Source organism: Exiguobacterium sp. s121, from assembly GCF_018617245.1.
GTDB lineage: Bacteria > Bacillota > Bacilli > Exiguobacteriales > Exiguobacteriaceae > Exiguobacterium > Exiguobacterium profundum.
Map to the genome: position 1 here is coordinate 1,042,082 of NZ_JACSJV010000001.1, position 14,535 is coordinate 1,056,616.

Annotated in this window: 16 protein-coding genes; 12 read left to right on the forward strand and 4 right to left on the reverse strand. The window is 48.3% G+C overall.

All coding sequences use genetic code 11. From position 1 onward, the window contains the following. The 6 genes from KOG47_RS05325 to KOG47_RS05350 are packed head-to-tail and all read left to right on the forward strand — an operon-like array spanning position 1 to position 3,755. Positions 1-885: a hypothetical protein gene (locus KOG47_RS05325; protein WP_012726538.1), complete on the forward strand. Its 885-nt coding sequence runs from the start codon at positions 1-3 to the stop codon at positions 883-885. Further along, entirely contained in the window at positions 882-1,292 is a 411-nt protein-coding gene (locus KOG47_RS05330; RefSeq protein WP_031423381.1) for a DUF4430 domain-containing protein, read from the forward strand. The genes KOG47_RS05325 and KOG47_RS05330 overlap by 4 nt, the downstream gene beginning before the upstream one ends. Then, positions 1,243-1,929, forward strand: coding sequence for a hypothetical protein (locus KOG47_RS05335; RefSeq protein WP_251131807.1), 687 nt, complete (start codon positions 1,243-1,245; stop codon positions 1,927-1,929). Before KOG47_RS05330 ends, KOG47_RS05335 begins: the two co-directional genes overlap by 50 nt. Beyond that, complete coding sequence (locus KOG47_RS05340; RefSeq protein ID WP_215243847.1) at positions 1,907-2,863, forward strand: ATP-binding cassette domain-containing protein; 957 nt, start codon at positions 1,907-1,909, stop codon at positions 2,861-2,863. The genes KOG47_RS05335 and KOG47_RS05340 overlap by 23 nt, the downstream gene beginning before the upstream one ends. Then, on the forward strand, positions 2,836-3,381 hold the full coding sequence (locus KOG47_RS05345; protein WP_159562442.1) for a hypothetical protein: 546 nt from the start codon (positions 2,836-2,838) through the stop codon (positions 3,379-3,381). The genes KOG47_RS05340 and KOG47_RS05345 overlap by 28 nt, the downstream gene beginning before the upstream one ends. 41 nt (positions 3,382-3,422) lie before the next feature. Next, a complete protein-coding gene (locus tag KOG47_RS05350) occupies positions 3,423-3,755 on the forward strand; it encodes a hypothetical protein (protein WP_196430840.1) in 333 nt (110 codons plus the stop codon). A 30-nt stretch (positions 3,756-3,785) separates the two neighbouring features. Here KOG47_RS05350 and KOG47_RS05355 read toward each other — a convergent pair whose 3' ends face one another. After that, positions 3,786-4,580: an SDR family NAD(P)-dependent oxidoreductase gene (locus KOG47_RS05355; protein WP_159562440.1), complete on the reverse strand. Its 795-nt coding sequence runs from the start codon at positions 4,578-4,580 to the stop codon at positions 3,786-3,788. 151 nt (positions 4,581-4,731) lie between these two features. On the opposite strand from KOG47_RS05355, the gene KOG47_RS05360 reads away from it, so the two are divergent. The 3 genes from KOG47_RS05360 (at position 4,732) to KOG47_RS05370 (ending at position 8,355) form a co-directional block, all read left to right on the forward strand. Then, on the forward strand, positions 4,732-5,628 hold the full coding sequence (locus KOG47_RS05360) for a peptidase U32 family protein (RefSeq protein ID WP_260563561.1): 897 nt from the start codon (positions 4,732-4,734) through the stop codon (positions 5,626-5,628). Positions 5,629-5,637: 9 nt separating this feature from the next. Beyond that, on the forward strand, positions 5,638-6,879 hold the full coding sequence (locus KOG47_RS05365; RefSeq protein ID WP_196430838.1) for a peptidase U32 family protein: 1,242 nt from the start codon (positions 5,638-5,640) through the stop codon (positions 6,877-6,879). A gap of 78 nt (positions 6,880-6,957) precedes the next feature. Continuing rightward, positions 6,958-8,355 (forward strand): MATE family efflux transporter, encoded by a 1,398-nt coding sequence (locus KOG47_RS05370; protein WP_215243849.1) that lies wholly within the window; start codon positions 6,958-6,960, stop codon positions 8,353-8,355. On the opposite strand, the gene KOG47_RS05375 is transcribed toward KOG47_RS05370, so the two are convergent. Beyond that, complete coding sequence (locus KOG47_RS05375; protein WP_159562436.1) at positions 8,356-9,219, reverse strand: DMT family transporter; 864 nt, start codon at positions 9,217-9,219, stop codon at positions 8,356-8,358. A gap of 199 nt (positions 9,220-9,418) precedes the next feature. Here KOG47_RS05375 and KOG47_RS05380 point away from each other — a divergent pair, with 199 nt between their 5' ends. After that, the gene (locus tag KOG47_RS05380; RefSeq protein ID WP_215243850.1) at positions 9,419-11,545 is read left to right on the forward strand and encodes a DNA topoisomerase III; all 2,127 of its coding nucleotides are present in this window, start codon (positions 9,419-9,421) and stop codon (positions 11,543-11,545) included. Between the two features lie 14 nt (positions 11,546-11,559). Here KOG47_RS05380 and ytzI read toward each other — a convergent pair whose 3' ends face one another. Continuing rightward, positions 11,560-11,751 carry a YtzI protein gene (gene ytzI / locus KOG47_RS05385; RefSeq protein WP_074036770.1) on the reverse strand — a complete coding sequence of 64 codons (192 nt, stop codon included), beginning with the start codon at positions 11,749-11,751 and terminating at the stop codon, positions 11,560-11,562. A gap of 144 nt (positions 11,752-11,895) precedes the next feature. Between ytzI and KOG47_RS05390 the strand changes: the two genes are divergently transcribed. Further along, positions 11,896-13,008, forward strand: a complete 1,113-nt coding sequence (locus KOG47_RS05390; RefSeq protein ID WP_214690789.1) for a PP2C family protein-serine/threonine phosphatase — start codon at positions 11,896-11,898, stop codon at positions 13,006-13,008. 37 nt (positions 13,009-13,045) lie between these two features. Here the strand turns inward: KOG47_RS05390 and KOG47_RS05395 are convergent, their stop codons facing one another. Continuing rightward, positions 13,046-13,981, reverse strand: coding sequence for a magnesium transporter CorA family protein (locus KOG47_RS05395; RefSeq protein ID WP_012726524.1), 936 nt, complete (start codon positions 13,979-13,981; stop codon positions 13,046-13,048). A gap of 156 nt (positions 13,982-14,137) precedes the next feature. On the opposite strand from KOG47_RS05395, the gene KOG47_RS05400 reads away from it, so the two are divergent. After that, positions 14,138-14,500, forward strand: coding sequence for an Hpt domain-containing protein (locus tag KOG47_RS05400; RefSeq protein WP_230872919.1), 363 nt, complete (start codon positions 14,138-14,140; stop codon positions 14,498-14,500). Positions 14,501-14,535 lie beyond the last annotated feature (35 nt).

Below are 14,535 nucleotides of genomic sequence, written 5' to 3' on the forward strand. Positions count from 1 at the left end.
GTGACCATTCAACTCTATGTATGGGCAGCCTTTTTAGTGATTAGCGTTCTATTAGGGATTCGATTAAATCAATTGAAAGAGCCGGAAGCGAACTTCTTTCCAAAGTTCTTATTTTATTCCCTACTTGGAATCGTGTCTTTTCCTATCGGCGGGTTTCACATTCCGATTGGCTTTCTGTTGTCATTTTTGTTCTTTCCGAAACAGAACAGCCGGTATAAATGGTATGGAGCACTGTTAGGGTTCTTCTTTTTTCTCGTCTTGCTTTTTGTCCCGTTGTTCGACCAGTCCGGCTTTCGTTCCGAGTCGCAACAAATCGGTGCCGTCTCGGTCACGGATGAATCGTTTGATGACATGACCGAAAAATTGTTACAACGAATCAATAGTGAATCGATTAAATTAGATCGCGGGAAATTACAGATCGACCGGGAAGGGAACGTTCAATCCATTGAGTATTTACTCATGGTGGAGCGAGCCGAATCCTTCCAACAGATCCGTGTGACATATGGCTCAGGACAACTTTCGTATGAACAAGTCGATGAACTGCGTAAAGAATCTGGACAGGCCTTTTTTGAAAAGCTTGTCGAATTCGACCACATGCTGTCGACGTTACGAGGTCCTTCATGGGATGAGTATACTGACGTCGTTTCTGCCCCAGTGTTACAACTTTCCTATGATGGGCTGTATGACATGTACACGTTCGAAAACGAATCGATGCTCATGATTAATCGGGACAATGAACTGGTCAAGTTCTGGCTCCAGCGCGAACCAGTCCTCGCAAACAGCATCCAACTCGTCGGACTGACACGGGAAGGACGAAGTTCAGGCGAACGTTTTGCGATACTATATAATTATTCGATACATCAACGAGAGGATTTGACAGAATGATCAAACCGTATTTGAGTATTTCCCTATTAACGACCGCACTTCTTGTCGGATGTGGCGGAGAAGAAGCCCAACAAGAGGCGTGCGATGTAAGTCCGACCATTTCCGTATACAATGCGGCGACGGAAGAGACGCTCTATCAAGAGAAGAGCGTCTGTTTGGAAGAGGATGCGACCGTGCTCGACGCATTGAAAGCGACAGGGCTTGACCTCGAAGTGACAGGAAGCGGAGACATGTCGTACGTGACGGCAATCGAAGGCATCGAAGAAAAATCAGAAGGACAATCGTCAGGCTGGGTATTTGCTTTTAATGGCGCGCCCGGAGATGAAGGGGCCGGTGCTAAAGAAGTAGAATCGACGGATGTCATTCAGTGGCGGTTTGAAGAAGATGCGATTGCTTTCTTCGAATGAGGCAGATTGGGAGCGGCGACATCCTGTCACGCTCCTTTTCTTTCTATTTAGTCATCTATTCATTTTGACGTATATCCATGATGTCACAGTATTTGTCATCGGCCTTGTCCTTTTGCTCATGCTTGAACGTCGGTTTCCATGGACGATGCTCATCGTATTGATTGCGTTTGCTGTCGTCTCGGTCTTCCCTGCATTGTTCGGATGGGAGTTATCGCTCACTTACATATGGCGTCAGCTATTGAAGTTGGCTACTTTCTTACTTGGCATGCTGTGGATTTCTCGGATTGTTCGATTGGAACGCTTGCTCCCACTTCTCTATAAATGGCCCCGTTCAACTTCCCTCTTGTATGGGGCGTGGGCACTTATTCCTTCGATGGAGCGAGCGGTACGTCAGTCGCTCAGAAGTCACCCTAAAAAAGCGTGGCAAGAAGCAATCGAGATTGGCATTAATAGCCAAAGGCATGAGCCACGATTTGCGGTCGAGCCGATGCGTCGCTTCCGATTTGAGGATGTTCTCCAACTCTTTATGATTGGCTTGATTGGCTACGTATCACTCGAGTGGACCATCATCCCATGGCTCATCTATCCATACGTCACAAAAGGAGGTGTTCGTGATGCAATGGCTTTCTACCGTTGACGGGTCGCTCGAGGCATATATCGAGCGGTATCGTCCTCGAGTCATCAGAATGAATCAACCATTCTCAGGAAAAGTTGGTCATTTATTATCCCGTGTTGATTCGCTTCGGGGGGCGGAACTCGCCTCACTCTTACAAATTGATGCCCTGTATCCAAAAGCGTTTGACGCCTGTTCAAGCGGTGAGCAACAGATTGTACAAGTCGCTTATGCTCTATTAGATCAGCCCGAAGCAATTGTACTTATCGAACCGTTCCGCCACCTCGATCAATTCCGTAGAGAACATCTAGAGATGCTACTTCGTCGTACTTCCGGTCTCGGTGTTCGGATTGGTTATACGGAACGGGCGCAAGAATCGTCTGAAGACATGAAAATCACTTTCCGACAATCGGAGACGATACCAAGAATTGAAGCGACCGATGTATCCTATCGTCATCCGCTTCAGGCGACTTATGCCATTGAAGAAGTGACGGTCCAAATGAATGAACCTGGCCTCACCGTCTGTATTGGGACGAACGGAAGTGGAAAATCGACGTTGCTCGAACTTTTAGCAAGGAGCAGACGCCCTCTTCGTGGACGGGTGAAGCGGGGGGAGCGAGCTGCTTATCTTCCTGCCGAAACGGAATACGGTCCGTTTCCGCAAGAATCGAACCGGAGGATCGCTCAACTACAAGCCGTCCTGAACGACTCGGCAAGCGTCCTTTTGCTCGATGAACCGACGGTGGATTTAACGAATGGGGAACGTACGGCGTTCCTTGAAGCGCTCTTGAAAAAGTCCGAATCAGCACGTGTGCTTTGTGCGACACATGATTTGGCGTTAGTCGACCAAGCGACGGACGTGATTTACCTTGCGAGTGGTCGCGTGGTCTTTCAAGGAGAACGGTCACTCTTTCAAGAACGGAGTACGCTATGGTCACATACGTCCTCGCCATTCTGATTGCCATCCTGGTCCTGTATCGATTTGAGAAATCCGATCTCCCGGTTCAACCGCTCGTGCAGCTCTTGGCACTCGCAGTCATCGGTCGCTGGCTTTTCATGACGATTCCGAACGTACAACCGACGACAGCCATTTTGATGCTGACGGCACTATGTATTGGATTGAATGCTGCGGCGGTCCTTGCACTCTTCGTACCCATCTTGTCAGGTCTGTTGCTCGGGATCGGACCGTTCGTCTTCTATCAATTTTTAGGCTGGCTCCTTATCGTAACGCTCGTCAGCAGTTTTAGACCGTTATGGATGAAGTCGAACATCCTTTTTCTTCTGTTTGGTTTTTTGTCCGGATTTATATATGGATGGACGACCAATCTAGCGTTCTTCGAAGTGATTGGAGCTGATTTTTGGAAGCTACTTCTACTCAGCGTCCCGTTTGACTTGGCACATGGGTTATCGAATGTCGTTTTCCTCTTTTTAATCCGTCCCTTGTTCGAGCGCATATTCCTTCGTCAGCTCGGGTAAACATACAATAGTCATATCATTTTGAGTGAGGTGAACGACGGATGGGTGCATATATCAATCTCACAGAAGTCGGCATGTTTCTACTCGTAGGACTATTGTTTATCTTGTTAAACCTGATTCTATTGGCAAAACGTTACACGAGAGCCCGTTTTGCCATGATCAGCATCCTTGCGGCGAGCGTGTGGCCAGCACTCATGATTGTGCTTTCCGTGGAACAACTGAGCATCATGGACCAGCTCACGTCAGGAGACCTGACGCTCGATGCCGTCATGGCGTGGGGAGTCGTCATCGCTACAGCGCTGATGACTATGATTCCGGCAGGTGTATTTCTACACCGGCTTGTGAACGTCTCTCGCTTACACTCTGAACCATAAAAGGAGCGACCCGATGCGGTCGCTCCTTTTTCATGTAGTCGATTCAGCAGGTGTTCCATCAGCCGGTTTTTGGACGCGACGTAATACTTCGAGACTGAGAGCTCGTGGCATCAATTTGGCGACCCCGACCAATAACTGATTAGAGAGTCCAGGGATGACCACACGCTTGTTATTCATCACCCCTTTGTATCCGAAGAAGGCGACGAGATGAGATGGCATTTTCGAGAATGACAATTCACTCCCGGCACGATTAAAGAAGTTCGTATCCGTCGGGCCAGGGCATAACACACTCACATGCACGCCACTACCTTTCACCTCGGCATGAATCGCTTCAGTGAATGAGAGGACATAGGCTTTCGTCGCGTAATAGACGGCCATATATGGACCAGGTTGGAAGGCAGCGACAGATGCAACGTTCAACACATATCCGTGGTCACGTTCGAGCATGCCAGGCAAATAGGCTTTCGTCAGTTCGGTCAACGTATTGACGTTCAATCGGACCTCGTCGGCTTCCGTCTCAGCATCAAGGTCGGCGAACGCGCCGGACGTGCCAAACCCGGCATTGTTAATTAAAAAGTCGACAGTGAGGCCAGCTTCGGCAATCATCGTCGTCAATCGGACTGCTGCGCCATGTTTTGCCAAATCTAGAGCAAAGACATGTACGTTGATGCGATAACGTGTCTCAAGTACTTTTTTTAGTTCATGCAATCGTGGTTCGTTCCGAGATACTAAAATACAGTCGTAGCCGTCGCGAGCGGCGAGTACGGCCAAGTCTAGACCGATGCCCATCGAGGCGCCGGTGATTAAAGCTGTCTTTGACAACATGATCCACTCCTTTGATGAAAAGTCATACATTGTTACTGAATTCTTCACGAGTTGTTAAAATCCTGCTCCGTTCGCACATTGAAACATATGCTAAAGTATAGCAAGAAAATGTGATTAGACTCACAAAGTAGGGAGTAGAACAAATATGATGATTCAGCTCGTCACTACGGCGCAAAGCGTTGATCAGGCAGAAGCGTTAATCAAAGCCGGCGCAGACCGACTATATATCGGAAATTCAAGGTTTGGGTTGAGACAAAAAGGTGACTGGACAATCGATGCTGTGAGAGAAGTCACACAACTTGCCCATCGGTATGGGAAAGATGTGACGGTAGCCGTCAACAACCTGATGCACAATGACCACATTGAAGAGTTAAAAGATTATTTGCAAACGCTGAAAACGATAGGAGTCGATGATGTCACCGCTGGAGACCCCGGCGCCATTCGCTTGATTCGACAGGCAAAGATTCCGTATTGGTATGATGCCCAAACGCTCGTCACATCCGCCAAACAGATCCAATTTTGGGGGAAACGCGAAGCGATTGGAGCGGTCGTCGCCCGCGAAGTGACAATCGAAGAACTCGTCTTGATCCAGCAGCAAATCGGACTTCCTGTTGAAGTACAAGTATATGGTCCGACATGCATCCATCACTCTAAACGCCCACTCGTGACGAATTACTTTAATGAACTCGGAAGACCGGTTGAAGAAGCAAAACAACGCGAATTTTATATGAGCGAACCGGCAGATACGACCAGTCGTTATCCCATCTATGAGGACGAGAACGGCACCCATATTTTCTCTGAGGATTTGACGCTCATGGGTCAGCTTCCGACGTTAGTCAAAAATGGACTTCACACGTGGAAGCTAGACGGATGGCACGCCGGGGACCAGTTTGTTGAAATCGTTCAGTTGTTTACTTATGCCCGGACGAATTTGTTGAACGGTCGATTTGATCGTGTAGAGATGGAACATCGTCTTCACGAGCTTCAACCGGAAACGTTCCGTCTCGGTACGGGACTGTGGTTACGAAAACCAGAAGAGATTAAGTGAGGGATCAAGATGAAACGACGTCCAGAATTATTAGCGCCAGCAGGAAACTTAGAGAAATTAAAGATGGCCATCCATTATGGTGCCGATGCGGTCTATATCGGCGGACAGCAGTTCGGGTTACGTTCACGTGCCGGTAATTTCAGTTATGACGAGATGCGTGAAGGGGTAGCCTTCGCACATGCGTACGGCGCGAAAGTATACGTCGCTGCGAACATGGTGACGCATGAAGGCGATATCGAGGGGGCAGGTGACTTCTTCCGAACACTTCGAGATATCGGAATCGATGCAGTCATCGTCTCGGATCCAGCGATGATTGAAACTTGTCTTACGGAAGCAGAAGGGTTGCCCGTCCATTTGTCGACCCAAGCTTCGGCGACAAACTACGAGACCCTTCGTTTCTGGAAGGAAGAAGGACTCGAACGAATCGTCTTGGCTCGTGAGGTATCGATGGATGAAATCATTAAAATGAAACAGGAAGTCGATGTCGAAATTGAGACGTTCGTCCATGGGGCGATGTGTATCTCGTATTCCGGTCGATGCACGTTATCAAATCACATGACATTACGAGATGCCAACCGTGGGGGATGTGCCCAATCATGCCGCTGGAAATATGGTTTCTTTGAAGAAGGTGATCTTCTAACAGAAGAGATGGAAGCGCGTGACGAAGAGCCGTTCTCGATGAGTTCAGTTGATTTATCGATGGTCCGCCACATTCCTGACTTGGTGGAGGCAGGAGTCGATAGTTTGAAGATAGAGGGACGAATGAAATCGATTCATTACGTCGCGACGGTGTGTAACGTCTATCGTCAAGTGATTGATGCGTACTGTGAAGATCCAGAGCATTTCGTCTTCGACCCTGCATGGGAAGAAGAAATTTGGAAAGCGGCCCAACGTGAACTAGCGACCGGGTTCTATTACGGGATCCCGACTGAAAAAGAGCAATTGTTCGGGAAACCTCGTTCGATTCCGCAATTTGCGTTTGCGGCTCGTGTCATCTCATACGACCCTGTGACGGGTATGGCAACGCTCGAACAGCGGAATCACTTTTCAATCGGTGAAGAGGTTGAATTTTTCGGACCCGGATTTGTTCGTTTTTCACAAGTCATTGATACGATGGAGGATGTGGACGGTCACCTCCTCGAGTCTGCTAACCAAGCGATGATGACAATTCGTGTAAAAGTGGATCGGCCGGTCGCAACCGATTACATTATGCGTAAGCGAAAAGGTGTGCGTGCTCGTTCGCTCGTTTGACACATCCACCGAGCCAACATAGTCGCCCGTTCCGTTCAATCCTGCTACCCTAAGAAGTAGAGACGGAGGGATGGAAGAATGAACCAAAATACGGAGCAATTACGGACTGAGCCCATCGGCAGACTCCTCTTCAAGTTATCGCTTCCGGCGATGATTGGGATGCTCGTGACGGCGCTCTACAATATCATTGATACGATTTTTGTCGCCCGAGGGATCGGTGCATCGGCAGTCGCTGCTATCGGGATTGCGTTTCCGATTCAGATGATTTTAATGGCCGTGTCGAGTGCCGTTGGTCTAGGTGGGGCGTCTATCAGTTCGAGGAAGCTTGGACGCGGTGACGATGCCGGTGCAGCCGTCACATTCTTGAACGTACTTGTCCTCGTCGGTCTGTTTGCGGCACTTGCGGTCAGTTCTGCTTTCTTTATGTTAGATGAAATTTTGAAAGTGTTCGGTGCGACGACCGAAATCATGGATCTCAGCCGACAGTACTTATCAGTTGTCTTGATCAGTTCACCATTCTTCATGTTCACACTCGCTTCGAGTGCGATGGTTCGTGCTGAAGGACAGGCACCTTATCAAATGAAGGTCATGCTGACGACCGTTCTCGTCAACCTCGTGACGACCCCGCTCTTCATTTTCACGTTCGACTGGGGCATGTACGGGGCAGCGACTTCTACGGCACTCGCCCAAGTCATCGGTTCCGTATTGATGCTGCGCTTCTTCTTCGCCCGAAAACCAAAAACGGAACTGCGCTTCAAGTGGCGTCAGTTCCGGATTCGATTCGATGAGATAAAAGAAATCATGGCAATCGGTTCGTCTTCGTTCATCATGATGGTGTCCCAATCCATTTTATTTGTTGGTGTCAACGTGATGCTCGGTACGTACGGCGGGACCGAAGAATTGGCCATTTTCGCCATTATCAACAAGTTCATGGCGCTCGTTGGTATGCCAATCATGGGAATCGTCCAAGGGATGCAACCAATCGTTGGATATAACTACGGTGCAGAGCGATTCGACCGAATGCGTGAAACCATTTGGACGGCGATGCGGGTCGGGATTGCGATTGCTGTCATCATTTGGTTGATTCTGCAGCTATTCCCGCAAACACTCATGGGCTGGTTCTCGACGGATGAGGCGCTCATTGCTGGCGGTGTGACAGCGATTCACATTTTGTTCGCCGTTTCCTTCCTTCCGAGTGTTCAGATGCTCGTCAATGGAATCTATCAGTCCCTCGGGAAAGCACGCGTCGCTATGTTCTTGTCCCTTTCACGTCAGACGCTCTACACGATTCCGCTCGTCTTTATTCTCCCGTCGTTCCTCGGAGTGTTCGGCGTATGGTTGGCATTCCCAATCGCTGATGCGATGACATTTTTGACGGCTGTTGCTTTGGCATTCTGGGACCGTAAATTATTGTTCCGTCCTTCAGAAGAAGATAAAGAAGCACATGATGTAAATCCAAAAGCGACAAACTTATAATCAAACGTCCGCTCGTGTCGAGCGGGCGTCTTCTTTTAGGAACAAGTATATCCCACCGAGGAGGACGACGGCTCCGATCCATTGGAACGGTCCAAGTCGCTCTCCGAAGAAGGCGTATCCAAATAGCATTCCCCACAACGCCTCTCCAAGAATCGTGATACTGACGACGGTCGCACTGACACGGGCAAGCGCATAGTTGAACAGGTTGTGCCCGAGGATTGTCGGGAAGAAAGCGAGCGCGAGGAAGTACCACCAGTTGATGGATTCAAAGGCAGTGAATGTCGTGCCGCGAACGAGCAACATGAAGCAAAGCACGACCGTCGCAACGAGATATACGCTAAAAGAATATGTATTCGTGTTCATCGAAGCTCGTACATGCTGTCCAACGAGCCAATACCCTGCAATCAATAGGGCGGCAATCAAGGCGAGTAGGTCTCCGAAGAGGGCTTCACGGCCGAGTTGAATGTCCCCCGCAGCAACGAGCATGCCCCCGAGGACAGCGACGAGCGCGAAGGCAAGTCCTTTTCGAGTCGGATTCTTTTTAAAGATGAGTGCATTCCCGATCAACACAAAAATTGGACTCGACGTGACAAATAGTGTGGAGCTGGCAACCGTCGTGTAATCGAGTGACAAAAACCAAAGCCAAAAGTGAAACGCCAGTAACGTTCCGCTAAGAAGTAGAGCGTAGCGAGTCATGAGGCGCGTGGTGATGAGTGATTTGAAATCGACAAACGGTAACAACATGAGACACGTGAACAGCATACGGTAAAATGCGGCAGTCTCGGCAGGTGCCGACGTCCATTTGACGAAGAGGACACTCGTCGATAAGAAAAAGACAGCAGCGAACAAGATGAGATAAGACATGGCGACACTCCTTCACAGTTGTACTTCTCTGTTAATAATATCGGAAAACAGCCACGAGGCAAGACACGATTCAAAAATAGCAAACAAATGCTCCCCTCTCGATGTGTCCATCTTTGACTTGATATAGTAAAATACATAGTAGAAGCTAGCTAATCATGTACGTCTTGCCATTATGTAGGAGGCAAAGTAAGGAGTTCTTATGAGACTAATCATTGCGGAAAAGCCATCACAAGCTCAAAAGTTGGCTGCTCCCTACCCATCAAAAAAGCGAAAAGACGAGATTGAAATCTCACCTTGTCCCCGTTTCCCGGAAGGGGCGATTGTTGTGTGGGCGGTCGGTCACCTTTGTGAACTTCAAGAACCGTCGCACTATCGACCGGAATGGAAGTCGTGGAAGTACGATTCACTTCCGATTGTCCCAGAACGATTTGATTATCGTATTTCAAAAGGGAAGTCGAAACCGTTCTATGCCATCAAAAAATGGCTCCATGATCGCTCGATTACTGATGTCATCATCGCATCGGATGCCGAAAGGGAAGGGGAAGCAATCGTTCGTCTGATCCTCCGACTCGCAGGTAACAAAAAACCGCTTGCTCGACTATGGATCTCGAGTTTGACGGAGCAAGCAGTCGATCGTGGATTCTCGCAACTGTTGCCAGGTGAACAGACAATTCCATACTACCATGAGGCGATGAGCCGCGCCTGTGCGGACTGGCTCGTTGGGATGAATGCGTCTCGTGCCTATACGACGTTGTTGAAGACGATTGGGATTGAAGACGTATTCTCGCTCGGTCGTGTGCAAACCCCGACTCTTGCCTTAATCGTCAATCGCGAACGAGAAATCAAACAATTCGTGCCAGAACCATACTTCGAAGTCGAGGCGACACTTGCAAAAGGTCGAGGCACGTTCAAAGCGAAGTACACGTTTGGAAAGACAACAAAGCTCAAAACGCGTGAGGAAGCTGATGCGGCCGTCAAACGCGCATCTGGAACTGCGATTGTGAAGACAATCGACAAAGAAGAAAAAATTGAGCAACCGCCATTTTGGTTCAGTCTATCCGGATTACAAGCGGAGGCAGGGAAACGCTTCGGATTCGGAGCGAAAAAGACACTTGATATCGCTCAAAAGTTATATACGAAAGGGTGGATTAGTTACCCTCGGACCGATTCGGGATTTGTCACACCAGATGAGGCAACGCTATTTCCACAGACAAAGGCAAGACTGCTAAAGTCCGAAGCCTATGCCGGACTTCGTGACCTTTTGACTGAGGACCCGTCGAAAAATCGACGCTATGTCAATGCCAAGAAAGTCAGTGACCACTACGCAATCATCCCGACGGAGGCATGTGGTGACATCACTCGACTCGGTGGGGATGATGCGAAACTGTATGATTTGATCAATCGACGCTTCCTTGCGGCCTTTGCACCCGCAGCGATGCTCGAGAAGACAACGGTTGATTTGATTGATGGAAGCGACTTGTATCGAGCAAAAGGAACCGTCGTTGTGAGTCCTGGCTATCGACAAGTCGTTGAGATGAAATCAAAAGATGTCGAGCTTCCTGCGATGATGGTCGGTGAAGAATTAAAAGAGAAGAAAGTTGAAGTGTTGTCGAAACAGACAGAGCCACCGAAGCGATATACGGAGGGCGCGCTCATTATGGCGATGAAAGTCGCCGGGAAACAACTCGATGACGAAGAGCTGATTCATATCATGAAAGAAGTAGAGGGTCTTGGGACTGAGGCTACACGTGCCAACATCATCGATGGATTGAAGAAGCGAGGCTATGTCCAACTTCAGAAAAAAGAGCTTGTTCCAACAGACAAGGGTCGCCTGTTGATTGATGTCCTCGGAGATAGTATTTTGGCATCACCCGCCATGACGGCGAAATGGGAGAAGCGACTCCATGAGATCGGTCAAGCATCGGCATCCGCTGCCGAATTCATTGAACAAGCGAAGAAGATGTCCGTTCATTTGGTCGAAGAAGCGAAATCGCGAGTAGAGGCGGCTAATCCAGAGGGCTATACGATTGAGGCGAAACGTTATGGCAAGAAAGGAACGACTCGACCGAAGGCATCATTTGGTGTCTGTCCGAATTGTGGGAAAGGGCTTGTCGAACATCCAAAGTTCATCGGGTGCAGCGGTTATCGGGAAGGATGTCGCTTCACCGTCTCCAAACAAGTGCTTGGCGTCGGACTCGTCAAAGATGAGTTGAAGCAAATGATCAATGGCGGGCAGTCGAACGTCCATACGTTCAAAAAGGGAGACAAGACATTCAATGCCTCATTGTATTTAGAAAAAGGTACACTTCGATTTGAATTCAAATAAAAAAGGGTCGCGCATTAGAGCGGCCCTTCTGTCTGGTCAGTCTTTTCTCTCTTCTTGTCATCTTCAATGCGACGATTGATTTCGTCATAGTCGAGCACGATGTCGTCTTTATTGTCTTTATAGGCGTATCCTTTTTGGATGACGACGATGGATGCGATGAGGACGAGTAAAATAATTAAACCGCTTACGGCGAATATCCAGGCCATATGAACCCCTCACTTTCTCTCTTCAGTATGCCAAACAGTGGACAGGTTCTTCAACTAGAATGAATAGACGGTTATGTCGTGTGCGAGTGAAAAGATATGGTACAATACGATATAGATTACTACGTAGAGAAGGAAGGGATAGTCATGGCGATTTTGATTGTGGATGATGAACCGGTCAATACGCTCGTACTTGAGCAACTGCTTCACCAGCACGACTATGAGACGGTATCGGTCTCGAGTGGGGAAGAAGCGCTCGATTTACTGATGGCCCCACAAGCCGCATCGCTGTATGATCTCGTCCTGTTGGATGTCGAAATGCCTGGGATTTCAGGAATCGAGACGTGCAAACGGATTCGGCAGATGGCTGACTTTGAAGAGTTGCCGGTCATCATGGTTTCCGGACGAACGGAAGAGAAGCAGATTGCCGAGGGACTCGACGCGGAGGCGTCAGATTACACGACCAAACCAATCAAAATAACAGAATTACTCGCACGAATCCGTTCTGCCCTCCGTTATAAGGCGGCTGTTGATGAACGGAAAATTTATGAGACCCGTCTTCAGTATGATTTGGACCTTGCCCAAAAGATTCAACAGAGTGCGCTTACGCCACCAATCAGTAATGAAGAGATTGATGTTCGTGCGCTCTATCTGCCTTCTAAAAAACTAGCCGGAGACATGTACGCGTGGTTTCAGGTCGCACCGGACCGATACGGGGTCATCATCTTTGATGTCATGGGACATGGGGTCTCATCGGCGCTCATCACGATGGGAATCCGTTCAATCCTACCGGGGCTTGTCGGGAACGTGCAATATCCGGTAGACGTCATGACGGAGTTGAACCGTCAGATGACGTTCCTCTTCTCGGGTGACGATATGCACAGCTACTTCACGGCGGTCTATTGCTACATCGACACGACAAAACGTCGAATCGAATATGTGAATGCGGGTCATCCGCCTGTCATCGTGACGTCAGAAGAAGGAAACTCTCGTCTTGAGACGACAGGGGTACCAGTCGGTATGTTCGAGGAACCGAATTATGAATCCAAAGAGATTGACATCACACCGAATATGACGCTTCACATGTATACGGATGGACTCATGGAGTGTTACAGCAAAGATATCGATGATGGGATTCGATGGCTAGAAAACGACGTTTCCACATATGGTCTTGACTATAGTCGTCACGTCGCTGAACAGCTTGTGCCAAAGATTGAAATTGAAGACGACCTATGTCTCGTCACGGTCAAAATCACATGAAAAGAGCCTGACGCAACGTGCGTCAGGCTCTTTTATGCTAGAAATATCGCTTTCGCCAAAGGATATAGAAGGCGAGACCGGAAAATCCAATCATCATCGTGATAGCCATGATGAATCCGAACGGTTGTCCTTCCCATGGAACTTGAACGTTCATCCCAAAAATTCCAGATATCATTGTCGGGATGCTGAGGACAATCGTGATGGATGCCAAGAATTTCATGACGAAGTTAACATTGTTCGAAATGATGGATCCGAATGCTTCCATCTTGATGCTGATGATGTCGTTATAAATCGATGCCATTTCCATCGCTTGTCGGTGTTCGACAAAAACGTCTTCGAGTAGTTCTTCGTCCTCTTCATGCTTCTCCAAACTCGGTGTCTTGACGATTCGGTCCAAGACGCTATCATTCGCTTTTAACGAAGTCATGAAGTAGACGAGAGATTTTTGAAGGTTCATCAACTGGAAAATCTCTTGGTTTCGCATGGAACGCTGCAACTCTTGCTCGAGTTCGTCCATTCTTCGGTCGATTTGACGCAAGAAGCGCAAATACGTCATGCTCACACGATGTAAAATCTGAAAGACGAAGCGACTACGATAGTTTGTTCGGAACAGTCTTGCCTTCCCGTTAGCGAACAAATTCAACACGTCGAGATCTCGCGAGCAGACGGTAATGAAATGTCGTCCGGTCACGATGATACCGAGCGGGATCGTATTATACGTGCGACCTGTATCATCTTCCTCCACATACGGAACGTCGATGATCATGAGAAGTCCTTCATCATCTTTTTCAAAACGTGGTTTCTCTTCGATATCAAGTGGGTCATATACAAAGTCTTCTGGAATGCCGGACGCCTCGATGACTTGATCGGCCTCATCTTTTGTCGGGTTCACGAGTTGGATCCAGCTTCCTTTATCAAAGTCTTCGATTTCATCCACATGGCCTGATGCGTCAGTACGGTAAATCGTCAGCATGCATCTTCCTCCTACCTTAACTCAATCTTATTATAGGTAGCCAAAATGAAGAGTGCAATCCAAAGCAGGAGTTTTTTTGTTTTCTCTCGAAAACGTGTTACAGTGAGAGGGAACGATTGGAATATCGTTTATTGAGGAGGGGTTATATTGACTAGAATGCCCGAAGACGCTCTGTTCAATGAAGAAAAACTAGCAGAGCTTCACCAAATCGCAAACGGAAACATTGAGTTCTTAAATAAAATTGCAACCACATATATCCAGCAGTTCGAGGCGAAGTATCCTGAACTTCAATCGGCAGTCGAGTCGAAAGATTATTCTCGCGTCGAGCAACTCGCCCATTTATTGAAAGGGGCCTCCTATTCAGTTGGTCTAGAACAGACGGCGCTTCTTTTCCACGACCTTGAAGTGGCTGGAGAAAATGCACATCTAGATGGAGCGACCGAAACATTGGCAACCATCGAATCGCATAGTAAGCGATTTTTAACCGAATGGAATACGCATTTTGAACAATTCACATAAAAAAGTTTGCGACGGAGAAGTCGCAAACTTTTTTA

Bases quoted from the DNA above. Each gene is read 5' to 3' on its own strand.
- ytzI (WP_074036770.1), bottom strand. From the start codon at position 11,751: ATGGCCTGGATATTCGCCGTAAGCGGTTTAATTATTTTACTCGTCCTC.
- KOG47_RS05335 (WP_251131807.1), top strand. From the start codon at position 1,243: ATGTCATTCAGTGGCGGTTTGAAGAAGATGCGATTGCTTTCTTCGAAT.
- KOG47_RS05380 (WP_215243850.1), top strand. From the start codon at position 9,419: ATGAGACTAATCATTGCGGAAAAGCCATCACAAGCTCAAAAGTTGGCT.
- KOG47_RS05390 (WP_214690789.1), top strand. From the start codon at position 11,896: ATGGCGATTTTGATTGTGGATGATGAACCGGTCAATACGCTCGTACTT.
- KOG47_RS05395 (WP_012726524.1), bottom strand. From the start codon at position 13,981: ATGCTGACGATTTACCGTACTGACGCATCAGGCCATGTGGATGAAATC.
- KOG47_RS05350 (WP_196430840.1), top strand. From the start codon at position 3,423: ATGGGTGCATATATCAATCTCACAGAAGTCGGCATGTTTCTACTCGTA.
- KOG47_RS05345 (WP_159562442.1), top strand. From the start codon at position 2,836: ATGGTCACATACGTCCTCGCCATTCTGATTGCCATCCTGGTCCTGTAT.
- KOG47_RS05340 (WP_215243847.1), top strand. From the start codon at position 1,907: ATGCAATGGCTTTCTACCGTTGACGGGTCGCTCGAGGCATATATCGAG.
- KOG47_RS05355 (WP_159562440.1), bottom strand. From the start codon at position 4,580: ATGTTGTCAAAGACAGCTTTAATCACCGGCGCCTCGATGGGCATCGGT.
- KOG47_RS05370 (WP_215243849.1), top strand. From the start codon at position 6,958: ATGAACCAAAATACGGAGCAATTACGGACTGAGCCCATCGGCAGACTC.
- KOG47_RS05375 (WP_159562436.1), bottom strand. From the start codon at position 9,219: ATGTCTTATCTCATCTTGTTCGCTGCTGTCTTTTTCTTATCGACGAGT.
- KOG47_RS05365 (WP_196430838.1), top strand. From the start codon at position 5,638: ATGAAACGACGTCCAGAATTATTAGCGCCAGCAGGAAACTTAGAGAAA.
- KOG47_RS05400 (WP_230872919.1), top strand. From the start codon at position 14,138: ATGCCCGAAGACGCTCTGTTCAATGAAGAAAAACTAGCAGAGCTTCAC.
- KOG47_RS05330 (WP_031423381.1), top strand. From the start codon at position 882: ATGATCAAACCGTATTTGAGTATTTCCCTATTAACGACCGCACTTCTT.